Origin of the sequence: Lentzea sp. NPDC005914, assembly GCF_040629405.1 — a bacterium.
Taxonomy (GTDB): domain Bacteria; phylum Actinomycetota; class Actinomycetes; order Mycobacteriales; family Pseudonocardiaceae; genus Lentzea.
On sequence record NZ_JBEXVQ010000001.1, the window covers coordinates 1 to 14731 of the forward strand.

At 68.0% G+C, this 14731-nt stretch carries 15 protein-coding genes; 7 read left to right on the plus strand and 8 right to left on the minus strand.

The annotated features are described in order from the left end of the window. Nucleotides 1-258: 258 nt before the first annotated feature. Nucleotides 259-1494, minus strand: a complete 1236-nt coding sequence (locus ABZ345_RS00005; RefSeq protein WP_359841225.1) for an ABC transporter substrate-binding protein — start codon at nt 1492-1494, stop codon at nt 259-261. A gap of 150 nt (nt 1495-1644) precedes the next feature. Between ABZ345_RS00005 and ABZ345_RS00010 the strand changes: the two genes are divergently transcribed. The 3 genes from ABZ345_RS00010 to ABZ345_RS00020 all read left to right on the plus strand — a co-directional run bounded on the left by ABZ345_RS00010 (nt 1645) and on the right by ABZ345_RS00020 (nt 4300). Continuing rightward, nucleotides 1645-2913 carry a sensor histidine kinase gene (locus ABZ345_RS00010; RefSeq protein ID WP_359841227.1) on the plus strand — a complete coding sequence of 423 codons (1269 nt, stop codon included), beginning with the start codon at nt 1645-1647 and terminating at the stop codon, nt 2911-2913. Then, a complete protein-coding gene (locus ABZ345_RS00015; protein WP_359841229.1) occupies nt 2910-3557 on the plus strand; it encodes a response regulator transcription factor in 648 nt (215 codons plus the stop codon). Before ABZ345_RS00010 ends, ABZ345_RS00015 begins: the two co-directional genes overlap by 4 nt. A 197-nt stretch (nt 3558-3754) precedes the next feature. Beyond that, the gene (locus tag ABZ345_RS00020) at nt 3755-4300 is read left to right on the plus strand and encodes a hypothetical protein (protein WP_359841231.1); all 546 of its coding nucleotides are present in this window, start codon (nt 3755-3757) and stop codon (nt 4298-4300) included. Here the strand turns inward: ABZ345_RS00020 and ABZ345_RS00025 are convergent. From ABZ345_RS00025 to ABZ345_RS00035, 3 genes are read right to left on the minus strand one after another with little or no spacing between them, the layout of a single operon-like run. After that, nucleotides 4250-5107 (minus strand): alpha/beta hydrolase, encoded by an 858-nt coding sequence (locus ABZ345_RS00025; protein WP_359841233.1) that lies wholly within the window; start codon nt 5105-5107, stop codon nt 4250-4252. The two genes, ABZ345_RS00020 and ABZ345_RS00025, sit on opposite strands and share 51 nt — an antisense overlap. After that, entirely contained in the window at nt 5107-5673 is a 567-nt protein-coding gene (locus tag ABZ345_RS00030; RefSeq protein ID WP_359841235.1) for a GNAT family N-acetyltransferase, read from the minus strand. The genes ABZ345_RS00025 and ABZ345_RS00030 overlap by 1 nt, the downstream gene beginning before the upstream one ends. A gap of 9 nt (nt 5674-5682) precedes the next feature. Then, nucleotides 5683-6576 carry an RNA polymerase subunit sigma-70 gene (locus ABZ345_RS00035; protein ID WP_359841237.1) on the minus strand — a complete coding sequence of 298 codons (894 nt, stop codon included), beginning with the start codon at nt 6574-6576 and terminating at the stop codon, nt 5683-5685. A 57-nt stretch (nt 6577-6633) separates the two neighbouring features. Here ABZ345_RS00035 and ABZ345_RS00040 point away from each other — a divergent pair, with 57 nt between their 5' ends. Further along, nucleotides 6634-7209 (plus strand): maleylpyruvate isomerase family mycothiol-dependent enzyme, encoded by a 576-nt coding sequence (locus tag ABZ345_RS00040; RefSeq protein WP_359841239.1) that lies wholly within the window; start codon nt 6634-6636, stop codon nt 7207-7209. Here the strand turns inward: ABZ345_RS00040 and ABZ345_RS00045 are convergent. After that, nucleotides 7180-7653 carry a MarR family transcriptional regulator gene (locus ABZ345_RS00045; protein ID WP_359841241.1) on the minus strand — a complete coding sequence of 158 codons (474 nt, stop codon included), beginning with the start codon at nt 7651-7653 and terminating at the stop codon, nt 7180-7182. The genes ABZ345_RS00040 and ABZ345_RS00045 overlap by 30 nt on opposite strands. Nucleotides 7654-7706: 53 nt before the next feature. Between ABZ345_RS00045 and ABZ345_RS00050 the strand changes: the two genes are divergently transcribed. The 3 genes from ABZ345_RS00050 to ABZ345_RS00060 all read left to right on the plus strand — a co-directional run bounded on the left by ABZ345_RS00050 (nt 7707) and on the right by ABZ345_RS00060 (nt 11820). After that, nucleotides 7707-9683, plus strand: coding sequence for an MMPL family transporter (locus ABZ345_RS00050; protein WP_359842219.1), 1977 nt, complete (start codon nt 7707-7709; stop codon nt 9681-9683). A gap of 14 nt (nt 9684-9697) precedes the next feature. Further along, complete coding sequence (locus ABZ345_RS00055; RefSeq protein WP_359841243.1) at nt 9698-10801, plus strand: winged helix DNA-binding domain-containing protein; 1104 nt, start codon at nt 9698-9700, stop codon at nt 10799-10801. Nucleotides 10802-10869: 68 nt separating this feature from the next. Continuing rightward, entirely contained in the window at nt 10870-11820 is a 951-nt protein-coding gene (locus ABZ345_RS00060) for a zinc metalloprotease (RefSeq protein WP_359841245.1), read from the plus strand. A 1-nt stretch (nt 11821) separates the two neighbouring features. On the opposite strand, the gene ABZ345_RS00065 is transcribed toward ABZ345_RS00060, so the two are convergent. The 3 genes from ABZ345_RS00065 to ABZ345_RS00075 form a co-directional block, all read right to left on the minus strand. Continuing rightward, nucleotides 11822-13318, minus strand: coding sequence for a hypothetical protein (locus ABZ345_RS00065; protein WP_359841247.1), 1497 nt, complete (start codon nt 13316-13318; stop codon nt 11822-11824). Between the two features lie 13 nt (nt 13319-13331). Continuing rightward, nucleotides 13332-14036 carry a hypothetical protein gene (locus ABZ345_RS00070; RefSeq protein WP_359841249.1) on the minus strand — a complete coding sequence of 235 codons (705 nt, stop codon included), beginning with the start codon at nt 14034-14036 and terminating at the stop codon, nt 13332-13334. Between the two features lie 96 nt (nt 14037-14132). Next, nucleotides 14133-14729 (minus strand): uridine kinase, encoded by a 597-nt coding sequence (locus ABZ345_RS00075; RefSeq protein ID WP_359841251.1) that lies wholly within the window; start codon nt 14727-14729, stop codon nt 14133-14135. Nucleotides 14730-14731 lie beyond the last annotated feature (2 nt).

A 14731-nucleotide genomic window follows, 5' to 3' on the forward strand; every position in this document is an offset into this window, starting at 1 on the left:
CCGCAGGAAGCACTCGACTGCGCCTGCGGGCTCTACCTCAACGACTACACCGCGTGGCTGCAACCCCCGACGAACTAACGGGCGTGACCACTAGTGGCGTGACCCAGAACGTGGGCCGGGTAATTCACGCTCAGCAGGGCGCCTCGCGGCACCGCCCCCGCACCCCCATACGTCCAGTATGAGGATGCGGGGGCGGCACCACGATGCACCCGTCTGACCGCGAATTCGCCTGGCAACGTTCTGGGCCACGCCACTAGATCATCGGGCGCGCGTTCCCTTGAGCTTCACCAGTTCCGACTCGAAGAGGTTCTCCTCCACCTTCAGCGTGCCGGGCACCTTGGAGTCCGGCCGCGACATGTACGACTGGGTCGCGGACGGCCGTCCCACCAGCGAGAACCGCAGCTCGCCCGTGAGCCCCCTGGCCGGGATGCTGTTGGTGTCGTGGAACGCGCGCAGCACCCCGTCGCGCGTGAGGTCCTTCTTGGCGCAGGCCTTCTCCAGCACGGCGACGTAGGCCATCGCGACGGTGTAGCCGTGCACGGTGTTCAGGGTGCCTTCCTCGCCGGGGAAACGCTGGTGGTAGCTGTCGCGCAGCTCGCGGACGCCCTCGACGTCGGCGCCCCACGGGGCGACGGGCGAGGTGAGCAGGACTTGCTTGGCGAACACAGGTGCGACCGGTGACTCCATGATCGCCGGGTCGTAGCTGACGGCGCTGGACAGCACGGGCACGTTCCACCCGAGCTGCGCGGCGATGCCGACCGCGGCCGCCGTCTGCGGCGGGGTCAGCGACAGCACGAGGACCTTCGCGCCGGCCGCCTTCAGCGCGATGATCTGCTCGGCCAGGTTCGCCGTGGTCTCGGTGACGGCCTGTTCGGAGACCTTCATGTCCCAGTTCTCCGCGGCGAACCGGCTGCCCTCCAGGGCGTTGTCGCCGAAGCTGCCGCGCAGATGCACGTGGCCGATGGTGTCGCCGGCCGCGAGTGCGCCCTTGCGCTTGTAGTAGTCGAGGCCGTTGATGATGTCGAGGTCGTAGGTGGTGCCGACGATCATCATGTGCGGGTTGCCGAGCAGGGAGGCCGCCCACGAACCGGGGACGGTCAGCGCCCGCGTCTGCATGAGGTCGGGCTCGATCGCGGCGGTCATCGGCTGGCCCGCGACGTCGATGAAACCCAGCACCTTGGGCTCGAGCTCGAAATATCCGTCGAGCGCTTTCTGCACGTCGTAGGCGTGGTCCTTCTGTTTCAGGTCGATGCGTCGCCCGCACACGCCGCCGTGTTTGTTGACAGCATCCAGATAGAGTTCATAGCCGCGAATCCGGAAAACCGACGACCCTTTGAACGGGCCGGTCATGTCTGTCAACACGCCGAGCGAGATCGATTCAGCAGAGACGCCCGGACCAGTGCGAACAGCGTTTGGCAACTGGTCATCGGACCCGCACGCGGTGAGCGCGCCGAGTAGCAGGGTGACGGGCAAGAATAGTTGACGAATTGACATTCCAAGCCTTGTCGCAGGGGTGTGTTACTCGTGGGTAGCGCGCAGTATTGAGTAACAGGTCCCGAACAGTCCAACTTTGTGGCCCGAAACACCCCTGGGGGTGAATAGCTTCGGCACCCGATGGAAATTGGCGCCGGGTACCGTGATCGGGTGGAAGAGCCCGACTGGAACGAATGGCGCCGGCCCGGCCCGACGCACGCCCAACGGCGGCGCGACATCGCCATCACCGTGATCGTGCTGCTCTGCGCGGTCGAGACCACCGTGCTGGTCAACAGCATGGGCGCCTTCGCCTTCGGCCGGGCTCCCGACCTGCGCGAACAGCTCGCGTGGGTGCTCGTCCTGGCGTTGCCGCTCCTGCTACGTAGGCGCTACCCACTGGCGGTCATGCTCGTGGTGTCGGTGTTGTTCATCGCCGCGCAGTGGCGGCAGGTCGGCGACAACCTCGTGCCGTCCGCCATCCTCTTCCTCGCGATCTTCACCGTCGGCGCGTGGGAGCAGAACCGCGTGGTGGCGCGCTGGTCGCGCATCGGCGTGATCGTCGCGATGTTCCTGTGGCTGGGCTTCAGCCTCCTGCGGGCCCTGATCGGCCCGGCGGTGCCGTTCAAGAACGCCGCGGGACCGCTGGACCCGATGCTCGCCAACGTCCTCTATGGACTGGAGTTCAACGTCTTCTTCTTCGTCTTCGCCTACGTGGTGGGCGAGATGGCGTGGACGGCCGCCCGGCGCCAGGCGCAGCTGGAGTTCCAGGCCGAGGAGCTGCGCCGCTCGCAGGAGCAGAACACGCGCGGAGCCATTGCGGCTGAACGCATGCGGATCGCGCGCGACCTGCACGACGTCGTGGCGCACCACGTGTCGGTGATGGGCATCCAGGCCGGTGCCGCGCGCCGCGTCCTGAACTCCGACCCCGCGATGGCCCTCGACGCGCTGCAGACCGTGGAGCAGACGGCCCGGACCGCGATCAGCGAGTTGCGCGGCCTGCTCGGCGTGCTGCGGGCCGACGGCGAGCAGGATCTCCGCGCCGCACCTGGTTTGGACGACCTGCCGGAACTGTTCGACAGCGCCCGCGCCGCCGGCATCGAGGTCTCGCACGGCGTCTACGGCTCGCCGCGAGAGGTGTCGTCGGCCATCGCGCTGTCTGCGTACCGCGTGGTGCAGGAGGCTTTGACGAACGTCGTGAAGCACGCCTCCGCACACCACGTCGACGTCCGGATGCGGTTCCTGGACAGCGCTCTGGAACTGGAGATCGCCGACGACGGCCGAGGCCGATCCGCTCCGACGGGCGTGGGTTTCGGTCTCGTCGGGATGCGCGAACGTCTGGCGGTGCACGGCGGTTCGCTGGAGGCAGGCCCACGGCGTGAAGCGGGCTATCTGGTGCGCGCATCCCTGCCCACGGCTTCGGCTTCGGAGGAACCAGCGTGAGCCTGCGAGTCGTGCTGGCCGACGACCAGGACCTGGTCCGCGCCGGTTTCCGCGTCATCCTCGGCACCGAGCCGGGCATCGAGGTGGTCGGCGAGGCGGGCGACGGCCTTCAGGCGGTAGAGCTGGTGTCGTCGTTGCGGCCAGACGTCGTGCTGATGGACGTCCAGATGCCGCGCATGGACGGCCTCGAAGCCACCCGGCAGATCCTTTCCGCAGGTGACGGCACTCAGGTGGTCATCCTCACGACGTTCGACCGCGAGGACTACCTGTTCGAGGCACTGCAGGCGGGCGCGAGCGGCTTCCTGCTGAAGAACGCCTCGCCGGAAGACCTGGTCGAGTCCGTGCGGGTGGTGGCCAGAGGCGACGCACTGCTGTCGCCCGAGGTGACCCGGCGGGTGATCGCGCGGTTCAGCTCGGCGAAGCAGGAACGAACCCGGCCGCCGTCGCTGACCGACCGCGAGTTCGAGGTGCTGGTGGAGCTGGCCAAGGGCGCCTCGAACGCGGAGATCGCGGCCTCGTTGTTCCTGGGGGAGACGACGGTGAAGACACACGTGTCGCGCGTCCTCGCCAAACTCGGGCTGCGCGACCGCACGCACGCGGTGGTGTTCGCCTACGAACAGGGAATCGTCACGCCGGGCGGCTGACCCGAATTTCCCAGGTCGCCGCGCAGATGTGCCAGCTCACCCACCGCGTCGGGTCGGCGAAGCCGTGCTGTCCAACGCACCCCACCCCAGCCGCGTACGCAATCTGACGTACGCGAGATCAGAGCGTGAGCGGATGAAGCGCCCCCTCGTGCCCGCGAAGGTAAGAAGCGACACCACGAGAGAAGGAGCCCACCGCGATGACTACCACCCGCAAGCTCAGCGGCCGCGCCCGCAAGGCCGTGCTGCTCGTGCACGTCCTGTCGGCGGCGGCGTGGCTCGGCATCGACCTCGCCCTCGGGATCTGCGTGGTCGTCGCACGGTCCACAGAGGACGTGAACGTCGCCGGCGTCGCCATCCGGGCGATCGACCTCTTCGCGATCTGGCCGATGTTCGGGGCCAGTGTCGTCTGCATGATCTCGGGCGTGGTCCTGGGCCTCGGCAGCAAGTACGGGCTCGTCCGCTACTGGTGGGTGGCCGTCAAGCTGGTCGTGAACGTCGGCATGTCGCTGCTCATCGCGTTCGCCCTGCGGCCGAGCGTGGCCGAGGCGGCACGCGTCGGCGCGCTGATGCTGGCGGGCGACCCGACCGCAGCGGTTCCGGCCGGGCTCATGCCGCCGGTTGTCGTCGCGCCGACGTTGCTGCTGTTCGCCTACATCCTGTCGGTGTTCAAGCCGTGGGGCCGCATCCGCAAGTCAGCTCAGCCAGTCAAGCGCGAGCGCCGCGACCTCGTCGGGGCGGTCTAGCTGCAGGAAGTGGCCGGCGTCCGCCACGATCTCGACCCGCGAACCAGGGGCGAGACTCGTGGCGACGTCGTCGTAGTTCGATGGCGTGATGCAGCCGTCCTCCGAGCCCGCGAGCACCAGCAGCGGAACGGAAGCGGGCTGTTGGGCGACCTGGGCCAGCGAGGCCAGTTCGGGGTCGTGCAACGAACGGTCGAAATTCGCCCGGTACAGCTTCAAAGCGTTGGCCCGCAAAGAAGGATCCGCGTACATCGCGCGCACATAGGACGGCACCTCGAGACCGGGCGACCAGGTGCGCCACAGGTACTCGATCAGCGTGTCGTTCAGCAGACTCTCCGCGACACCCGGCACCTGGAACATGAACAGGTAGAAGAACCGTTTCTGCTGCGCGGGATCGTCGAAGATCGTCCGCAACGCAGAAGGCGGCGGCACGGACATCGTGATCACCCGGCGCACCCGCTCCGGCCACACCGCCGCGAGCCGCCCGGCCACTCCAGCACCGATGTCGTGGCCGATCACGTCCAGCGGTTCAGGAGACAGCGCCGAATTCAGAGCAGCCGCATCGGCCGCCAATGTCAGCCCGTCACTGAACGGCAGCGAGTCGAACGTCGACGGGTGATGTCCGCGCAGAAACGGCGCCACCACCCTCCGGCCCGCCGCCACGAGCCGTGAGGCGAGCGGCGAGAACGACGCCGGGTGGTCCGGAAAGCCGTGCCAGCACACGACGATCGGCCCCTCACCCGCGACCAGCGCCGGAACGGCGCCCCGCGAGGTCGGGATGACGATCTCTTCAAAGAAGGAGAAGTCCATCAGAAGTCCACCCGCATCACGAATCGTCGTTTGGTCGGGTGCGTGACCTGCACGAACCCGGCATCCTCGAACACCTGCCGCGCGCCGACGTGCATCTCGCCCCAGGTGACGTTCTGGCCTGGCGCCGCGATCATCGGATACGCCTCGACCGCCCGAGCACCGTTCTCCCGAGCATGCGAGACCGTCGCCGCCGCCAGTTCATAGGTGAGCCCCTGCCGCCGGAACCCCTTGCGCACCACGAAACACGTCACGGCCCACACGCCGTCGTCGTCCTTGTCCTCGTCACGGCCCTTCCACGGAATGGGCATGCCGAGCAGCTTCGCGTAGTCACACCGCGGCTCGACCGCCACCCACCCGGCGGGCTGATCGTCCACATAGGCCACCAGCCCGCTGCCCCTAGCGGACTGCGAGGCGTGCGCGGCGACCCGTTCGTCCAGCGTCGAGTCGCGCCAGATCCAGCCCTTCACCTTGTAGCGCTGGCAGTGGCACTTGCTCGGCTCGGACCCGTCGAAGATCGCTTCGACGTCCTCCCACGGCACCTCGTCCGACGACACGATCCGGATCACGGCACCAGCCTAAGCGAAGAGCGGCAGCAGTTCGGGAACGTTCAGGAAGGTCGTCGTCCCGGTGACCAGCCCGTCCCGGACGTCGATGAACACCAGCCCGAACGGCCGGCCCATCCCGGGCCGCATCTGCCAGTAGGCGGGCGACCCGTTGGCCTGGACCGGCTCCAGCCAGGCACCCTTGCACGCCGCCTTCGGGTCGTTCCACGCCAGGGAGATCGGCCCGCGCCCGCGCAACCACCAGCTGAACGGCGGCATCGACAACGTGGCGTCCTCGTGCAGCAACGCCACCAGCGTCCGCACGTCGTGACGCTCGAACGCCTCGCAGTACCGGCTGAGCAGCGCCTTCTGCACGGGATCGGCCGGGTTCAGCGGCTCCCCGGGATCAACGGCCTGCAACGTGGACCGAGCCCGCTGCAACGCGCTGTTCGCCGAAGCCACCGTGATCGACAACAACGAAGCGACCTCGGAAGCCTGCCACGCCAGCACATCCCGCAGGATCAGCACCACGCGCTGACGAGGAGGCAGGTGCTGCAGAGCAGCTACGAACGCCAGCCGCACGGTCTCCTTGCGAATCGCCTGGTCCTCGGGCAGCACCAGAGCATCCGGCACAGGTTGCACGAACACCCGCTCGTGCAGCGGAGCACCGATCTCCCCACCGGAAGGGCCCAGGTCGACGGCCAAAGCACGCCGCTGAGCCGACCGCTGCATGTCGATGCAGATGTTCGTGGCGATCCGGTACAGCCAGGTGCGCAGCGAACCGCGCGACGAGTCGTAACTGTCGTAAGCCTTCCACGCACGCACGAGCGTCTCCTGCACGGCGTCCTCGGCCTCGAAACCGGAGCCGAGCACGCGGTAGCAGTAGCCGGTCAGCTCGATCCGGAACGGCTCCAGCGTCTCGATCACAGAAATGGACCCTACGCGGACCGATGAGTTTCCGTCGGCCGGCTCGTAGGAACAACCATGACCGCAGACATCAGGGCCGCGATCGCGGCCGAACGCCGTGACCAGGCAGAACTCCTCGCCACCCTCACCGCAGAGCAGTGGGACGCACCGAGCCTGTGCGAAGGCTGGCGCGTCAAGGAGGTCATCGCCCACACGACGCTCCCGTTCCACAGCTCACCGGCACGCGTGCTCAAGGAGATCGCCAAGTCCGCGGGCCGGTTCAACCACGCCGCCGACCGGATGGCCAGGAAAGACGCCGCGGCACTGTCCACGAACGAGCTGGTCAGCGTGCTGAAGGCCAACGCCGACCACCCCTGGACCCCGCCCGGCGGCGGCCCGACCGGAGCCCTCTCGCACGACGTCATCCACGGCCTCGACATCACCGTCGCGCTCGGACTCGACCGCACCGTGCCGCACGACAGACTGCGGCTGGTCCTCGACGGCATGACCCAGCGCAGCGTCAAGTACTTCGGCGCCGACCTCGCGAACAAGCGCCTCGAAGCCACCGACCTGGACTGGACGTTCGGCGAGGGCGAGCCCGTCCGCAGACCGGCCCAGGAGCTCCTACTCCTCGTGTGCGGACGCCGGATCTGAAACCGCGTCGAGCACCCGCGTGGTCGCCGAGGTCGTCGCCGCGAGGAACCGCGCCACCACCTCGCGGTCCGCGGCACTGAGCGACGACCACGCCGAGGAGAACTCGACGGCCAGCGGCTGGAAGAACGCCGAGGCCACGGCCGTCGCCGCGGAGAGCACGCGAAGCTCGACGCGGCGGCGGTCCTCCGGGCTGCGGTCGCGCACGACGTGACCGGCGCGCTCGAGCCGGTCCAGCACCGAAGTGGTCGCCGACGCGCTCATGTTCAGGGCCTTGGCCAGCGCGCCCGGTGTCATGGGGAAGCGGGCCGTCATGATCAGGTTCAGCGCTGTCATGTCGGTCGGGTGCAACGAGTGGGACGCGCTGAAGATGTCCAGGAATCGGTTCGACTCCATCACCAGCGCCCGCACCAGCATGCTCAGTTCGTAGTCACTTGCATCGCTCACGACGCCAGCTTACAGTTCGGCCATCGAATGATTCGACGATCGAAGGATTGATGATGCGAGTCCTGGCCGGGGTGCTGCTCGTCGTCTGGCTCGCCCTGGGCGGGTTCACGGGTCCGTACGCGGGCAAGCTGTCGGAGGTCTCGGAGAACGACAGCAGCGCGTTCCTGCCGAACTCCGCCGAGTCCACGCAGGTCGCCGAGCTGCAGAAGAAGTTCCAGCGCAGCAACGCGATCCCGGCGATCGTCCTGGTCGAACGCAAGGGCGGGCTGACCGAGCAGGACAGGACGTACCTCGCGAACCGCGGCAAGGGCTTCCAGGCATCACCGGTCATCCCTGCGCCGAACGACAACGAGGCCGCCCAGATCGTCGTGCTGCTCGACCCGGCCAAGGAGGTCCGCGACTCGGTCCTGCAGCTGCGCGACGGCACGCGTGGTGCGCCACCAGGCTTGACGGTGCTCGTGACCGGTCCGGCCGCGCAGGTCGCCGACCTCGTCGAGGCGTTCGGCGGCATCGACGGGTTGCTGCTGGTCGTCGCGGGCGCGGTGGTCGCGTTGATCCTGCTGGTCGTCTACCGGAGTCCGCTGCTGCCCGTGGTCGTGCTCGTGTCAGCGGTGTTCGCGCTCGGCCTGGCCAGCTTCGTCGTGTACCTGTTGGCCAAGAACGACATCCTCGCGCTCAACGGCCAAAGCCAGGGCATTCTCTCGATCCTCGTGTTCGGCGCGGCGACCGACTACGCGTTGCTGCTGGTGGCGAGGTTCCGTGAAGAACTGAGAGACACGCAGGACAAGTACGCCTCCATCCGCACGGCCTGGCGCGGCACGGTCGAGCCCATCGCGGCGTCGGCCGGCACGGTGATCCTCGGCGTGCTGTGCCTGCTGTTCAGCGACCTCGACTCGAACAAGGGCCTCGGACCCGTTGCGGCCATCGGCATCGGCGCCGCGCTGCTCACCACGATGACGTTCCTGCCCGCGGCGCTGGCGCTGACCGGTCGGGCCGCGTTCTGGCCGTTCGCGCCGAAGTTCGGCTCGCCGCACCCGGAGACGAGCGGGCTGTGGGGACGGGTGGCGGACACAGTGCGTCGCAAGCCGCGCGCGATCTGGATCGTCACGGCGCTCGTGCTGCTCGCCGGTGCCGCGTTCCTGCCACAGCTCAAGGCGTCCGGCACCTCGCAGTCCGACGTGTTCCTCACCGAGGTCGAGTCCGTTGCGGGACAGGAGGTGCTGTCGAGGCACTTCCCCGGCGGCACCGGCTCACCGACGGTCATCGTCGCCGCCGAGACCAGGACCGCCGAACTGCTGCAGAAGTCCAAAGTGGACGGCGTCGCGGACGTCCGGCCGAGCGGCACGGCGGAAGGCCTGGTGCGCATCGAGGCCACGCTCAAAGACGCCCCGGACTCGGACGCTGCCGTGGCGACGGTCGAGCGCATTCGTGCGGCGGTGCACGGCATCGACGACGCGAAGGTCGGCGGTCAGACGGCCACGTTGCTGGACACGAGGAAGACGTCCGAGCACGACCGGCTGCTGATCATCCCGATCGTGCTGGTGGTGATCTTCCTGGTGCTGGCGCTGCTGCTCAGGTCGTTGCTCGCACCGGTCCTGCTGATCGCGACCGTCGTGCTGTCGTTCGCGGCGACGATGGGTGTGTCGGCGCTGGTGTTCAACCACGTCTTCGACTTCCCCGGCGCGGACCCGGTGGTGCCGCTGTTCGGGTTCGTGTTCCTGGTGGCACTGGGCATCGACTACAACATCTTCCTGATGACCCGTGTCCGCGAGGAGACCCGCAGACTCGGCACGGTCGAGGGCACGTTGCGCGGCCTCAGCCTGACCGGCGGCGTGATCACGTCGGCCGGTGTGGTGCTGGCCGCGACGTTCGCCGCGCTCGCCGTGCTGCCGATCCTGTTCCTCACGCAGATCGCGTTCATCGTCGCGTTCGGAGTCCTGCTGGACACGTTGCTGGTGCGGTCGTTGCTCGTGCCGGCGCTGTCGGTGGACATCGGCGGGCGAATCTGGTGGCCGTCGAAGCTGAGGTGAGCCAGGATCTCCGCATGACCTACACCGCACGCCAGCTGAACCGCGCCACGCTCGAACGGCAGATGCTGCTCGAGCGCGAACCGGTGGACCTGCTGACGGCGGTGGACAAGGTCGTCGCGATCCAGGCGCAGGAGCCCTGCTCGCCCTACATCGCGCTGTGGAACCGGATGAGCGGCTTCGACCCGGCGGACCTGGACGAGGCGTTCGCGAGCGGCGTGATCCGCAAGGCCACGCTCATGCGGATCACGCTGCACGCCGTGACGGTCCGCGACCACGAGGTCTTCCACCACGCGATGCTGCCCGCGTTGAGGGCGTCCCGGCTGCACGACAAGCGGTTCAAGGCGATGGGCCTCACGATCGAGCGCGCCGACGAGGTGCTGCGGCACATGCTGGAGTTCGCGGCCGAACCGAGGACCAAGCCGGAGCTGGAGGCTCTGCTGCACTCGCACGTCGGCGACGTGGGTGAGCCGGGAATCTGGTGGGCGCTGGCGTCCTACGCGCCGCTCGTGCGGATGCCGACCGGGGGCCCGTGGTCGTACGGACCGAAGCTGTCCTTCCAGACGGTCGCGATCGAGCCGCGCGAACGGATGGCCGCGCTCGCCGAGATGCTGCGCCGCTACCTCACCGGCTTCGGGCCCGCGACCATTCCGGACATGAACCAGTTCACGATGCTGCCGCGCACCTCGATCCGGCAAGCGCTGGAACTGCTGGACCTGGTCCGCGACGGCGACTACTACGACGTTCCAAATCGGACAATCCCGGATGAAGACACCCCGGCGCCACCACGGCTGATGGCCATGTGGGACAGCACGTTGCTCGCCTACGCGGACCGCAGCCGGATCATCCCGCACGAGTACCGCAAGCTCGTGATCCGCAACAACGGCGACACATTGCCGACACTTCTCGTTGACGGTCATGTGGCAGGAGTCTGGCGCCCCAACGAGAACGGCGGCATCGAGGCGTCCGCCTTCCACGCCCTGAGTGAGGACCAATGGGCGGACCTCGCGGAGGAAGCCAAGGCGCTGCACAAGTTCCTCGGCGACCGGGAACCGCAGGTCTACCGCCGTTTCAACCGCTGGTGGACCGGTCTGCCTGTCGAACAACATCGAATTCTGTGAATACGTCAAGATCCACAAAGGACCGTCCGTGAGTCACTATTCCTCCACCCTGCATGGAGGAAAGCTGAATGTTCCAAACGAGAAAGCGCGCCCAGTCGGCCCTCGCGGCCGGAATGCTCGCGGCGGGCGCGATCACCCTGCTCGGCGGTTCGCCCGCCACGGCCGTCGCCGGTTCGACGTCGTGTGTGGACGAGCACGCCGCGGCTCGTGCGCTGCCCGGCAGCCACGGCCGGGAGCGCAACGAGGTCTCCGACGCCAAGGTCGCTCAGGTCAACGCCGACCTGCTCCAGAAGGTCAAGGAGCAGGCGAACAAGCGCACCGACCTGTCCGCGCTGGCGGCGGGCGGCACGATCAACGTGGTGTTCCACGTCGTCACCGGCGATGGTGGTGTGGGCAACCTGACCGACGCCACGATCACCCAGCAGATCACGGCTCTCAACAAGGGCTTCGCCGGCTCGGAGTCGAGCCAGGCGGCGAAGACCGGGTTCAAGTTCATGCTGCAGTCGACCTTGCGCCACGAGAACAACGCGTGGTTCGCCAATGTGGACGACGCGGCGATCGAGCGTGAGATGAAGACCTCGACCCGTGTCGGCGGGGCGAGCACGCTCAACCTGTGGTCCACCAACACCAGCTACCTGGGCTTCGCGACGTTCCCGAGCGACTACTCGAGCGACCCGAAGATGGACGGCGTGGTCTTCAACTACGCCAGCGTTCCTGGTGGTGCGACGCCGAACTACAACTTGGGCAAGACCGTCACGCACGAGACCGGCCACTGGATGGGCCTCTGGCACACCTTCCAGGGCGGTTGCTCCACGACGGGCGACCAGGTCGCGGACACCCCGGCGCAGAAGAGCGCGAGCTCAGGCTGCCCGACCGGCCGCGACTCGTGCACGGCCTCGGGTGTCGATCCGATTCACAATTATATGGACTACTCTTTCGACTCTTGTTACAACCAGTTCACGCCTGGCCAGAACACTCGCATGCAGAGTGCCTGGACGGCGTACCGCAGCGGCAAGTGATCTACATCTGAGCCGCGACTCTTCGAGCGCGGTCCAGCTCCCGCTGGTAACGGCCGGGGTTGCGAGCGACGAGTTCCTCCTTCAGGAGAAGGGATTCGGCGATCGCGGCCTCGGCCTCAGCGCGTTCGGCCCGCAGCACGCGGATCAACGCGTGGTCGGTGAGCGCGTCGGCCAGCAGGTAGGTGTACTCGTACGGGTCGCCGGCGTACCACTCGCGATACTCGGCGACCGACCGCAGTGACGCCTCCAATGCCACGTCGAACTGTCCCAAGTGGGCAGACGCCAGCGCAAAGGTGTTGCGCGCCATCGCTTTGTCCTCGGCGTCGACGTACAGCTCCAACCCCTTCGCCGCCGCCTCGGCTGCCTCGGCGTAGGCGCGGTGCGAGATCAGAGCGCTGGCCCGGTTGGTCCACGCCAGTGCGAGCTGCTCGTGGTCGTCGTGCTTGGTGGCGAGCGCGATGGCCTCGTCGCTGACGGCGAAACATTCGTCAAGCCGTCCGACGTCGTGCAGGCGGCTGGAGAGGCTGCAGAGCGCGGTGGTGAGCCGGAGCTCCACCTTCTTGGCGGTGTCCTCCCGTTCGGTCGCCGCGATCAGGGAGCGGTAGCGGTCGACCGACTCCTGGGCCACCGGCACGGCCTCCTCGTCGAACCCGAGGTTGTGCAGCCGGTTGCTGTGGTTGTTCAACGCGCCGGCGAGGTTGCTGAGGACCGTCCAGTCACCTGACTTCGCCTGCCTGCGGAAGTCCGCCACCGCCGCGGCGTGGGACGCGCGGGCGTCCTCGATCCGCCCGATGCGCTGCTGCATGAGGCTGAGCTCGTCGAGCACCCCGTAGGCGGTGGCGAGCGTGTTCCGCCGCTGCCAGAACGCCGCGGCCTCGGCGGCCGCGTCGATCGCCTGCTCGTACTCGCCGATCTCCTTCAGCCGGCGCGCGTACTGGAACAGCGCGTGGGCCAGGGGATAGCCTTCTGGCGGGCCGTCCTTGACCTTCTTCTGCCCGCGCGCGTACTCGACCGCCTCGCTGGCTGCGCGGGCGGCGTCGGAGTGCCTGCCCAGCTTGCCCAGCAGGCTGATCATCGAGGACCAGGTCCTGTTGGCGATCTCCAGGTCGTAGCTGCCGGGCCTCGCCAGTTCGAGAGCGAGCGCGAGTTCCTCCTCGGCGACCGGCAACGCCTCCTCGTACCGCTCCAGCTTGACGAGGTTCTCGTGCAGGTCGGTCAACGCCCGCCGCACGCTCACCCGGTCGTGGTCGGCCCGGACGATCTCCAGGATCTCCTGGAGCACGCGCACGGCCAGGTCGTGCCAGCCGGCGTCCTTGAACGTCTCGGCCAGGAACCCCAGCGCCGTCGGCAAGGCGTTGCGCTGCGGCCACGTCTCCCGCGGCGTGTCCCGCAGTTCCTCGACGACCGGGAACTGGATCCGCACGATCTTGTACGGATCCGGGTAGACGTCCACTGCTTCCCGGTGCCACGTCTCTTCGCGGCGCACTCGCTCGATCACGGGCGAGTAGATATCACGCGGTGCGCACCTCGGGGACGGTCTTCGACACTTCCGCCTCCGATGCGGCGGAAGCGAGCCGCTCCGCCATGGTCCCGCCCTCCGGAATGCCGACCGGCGACGGCATCTTGCCCAGCAGATACCCGGCGTGGCTCACCCCGAGCAGCACCAGGAAGGCGTCGGAGAACGCGGGTAGCCCGGCGATGCCCGCGGGGTTGTCCACGGCCTTGAGCGCCGAGACCGCCTGCGCGATGTAGAGCAGCACCAGCATGACCGTGATGACGAAGTTCTGGAACTTCGCGAGGTCGATGGACTTGCCCGCCGACGCGCCCTCCTCGGCCGTCAGCATCTCCCACAACCGCCCGCGTTCCTGGCCCATGGGGTAGGCCGCCACCGACTCCGGATGGTTCGTGCTCTTCACGACCTTGACCGCCGCCGCCACGACCCCGGACCCGACCGAGATGCCGAGCAACCACAGCACCTGGCTCGGGATCTGGAACCCGGCCACGTCGACCTGCCCGGCCGCGAACCGCCCGAACGCCATGCCGCTGATCAGCGACAGCAGCACCACCGTCCACAACATCACTTGAAGCCGCGAGAGGCTGTACCGGCCACGCGCGTCCCGCAGCACGCTCTGCGCGCCAAGCCTGCCGGGGATCACCACCGCGAGCAGGACGATGACGAGTGCGGATACGAGCCAAGCCCAGAACGTGGTCGCCATAGCGGTCTCCTCGTTACGCCGTTCGGACGCTGTGGCTGCTAAGTCGTATCGAGGCGACCAGGCGTTATCACTCCGGGTAACGATTTGGGGGTCGATCTACCAGCCGACCACGAGGCTGGCCCGGTCCGCCGGCGTGCACTGGGCGAGGTAGAGCTTCTGCCCCTCGACATAACGGCGGTTGCGCGGATCATCCGGATCGGACGGACTGCCGTCGCGAACAGCCATGCGCGCCACCGACACCGCGAACTCGACCGCGAGGAACACCGAGAAGTCCCAGTGGTCCACGAGCTCGTCGCGGTGCAGGAAGATCCCGTCCACGAGCAGGATCGCGGACGGCGGCGCCACCTCGGCGGGCGGGGACACGTACTCGTCGGAGGCCAGGTCGTGGCTCGCGCGCCGAAACGGCTTCCCAGCGGCGAACGGCCTGAGCAGGTACTCCACGAACCGCTCGTGGTCGAAGCTGTCCAGGAAGAAGCCCTCTGGCGAGGTCCGGCCGCGTTGCCAGCGGATCCGTCGCGGGTGGTGGAAGTCGTCCACGGACGCCCTCACGACGTCACGGCCTCGCGCGCGAAGCACCGACGCCAGCTCGTCGCAGAACGTCGTCTTGCCCGCACCGTCGACTCCGTCCACCCCGACCAGGCCTGAAGCAGGCAGCACGTCGGCGACCGCGGAAAGCACCCCAGCTCGCGTCACGC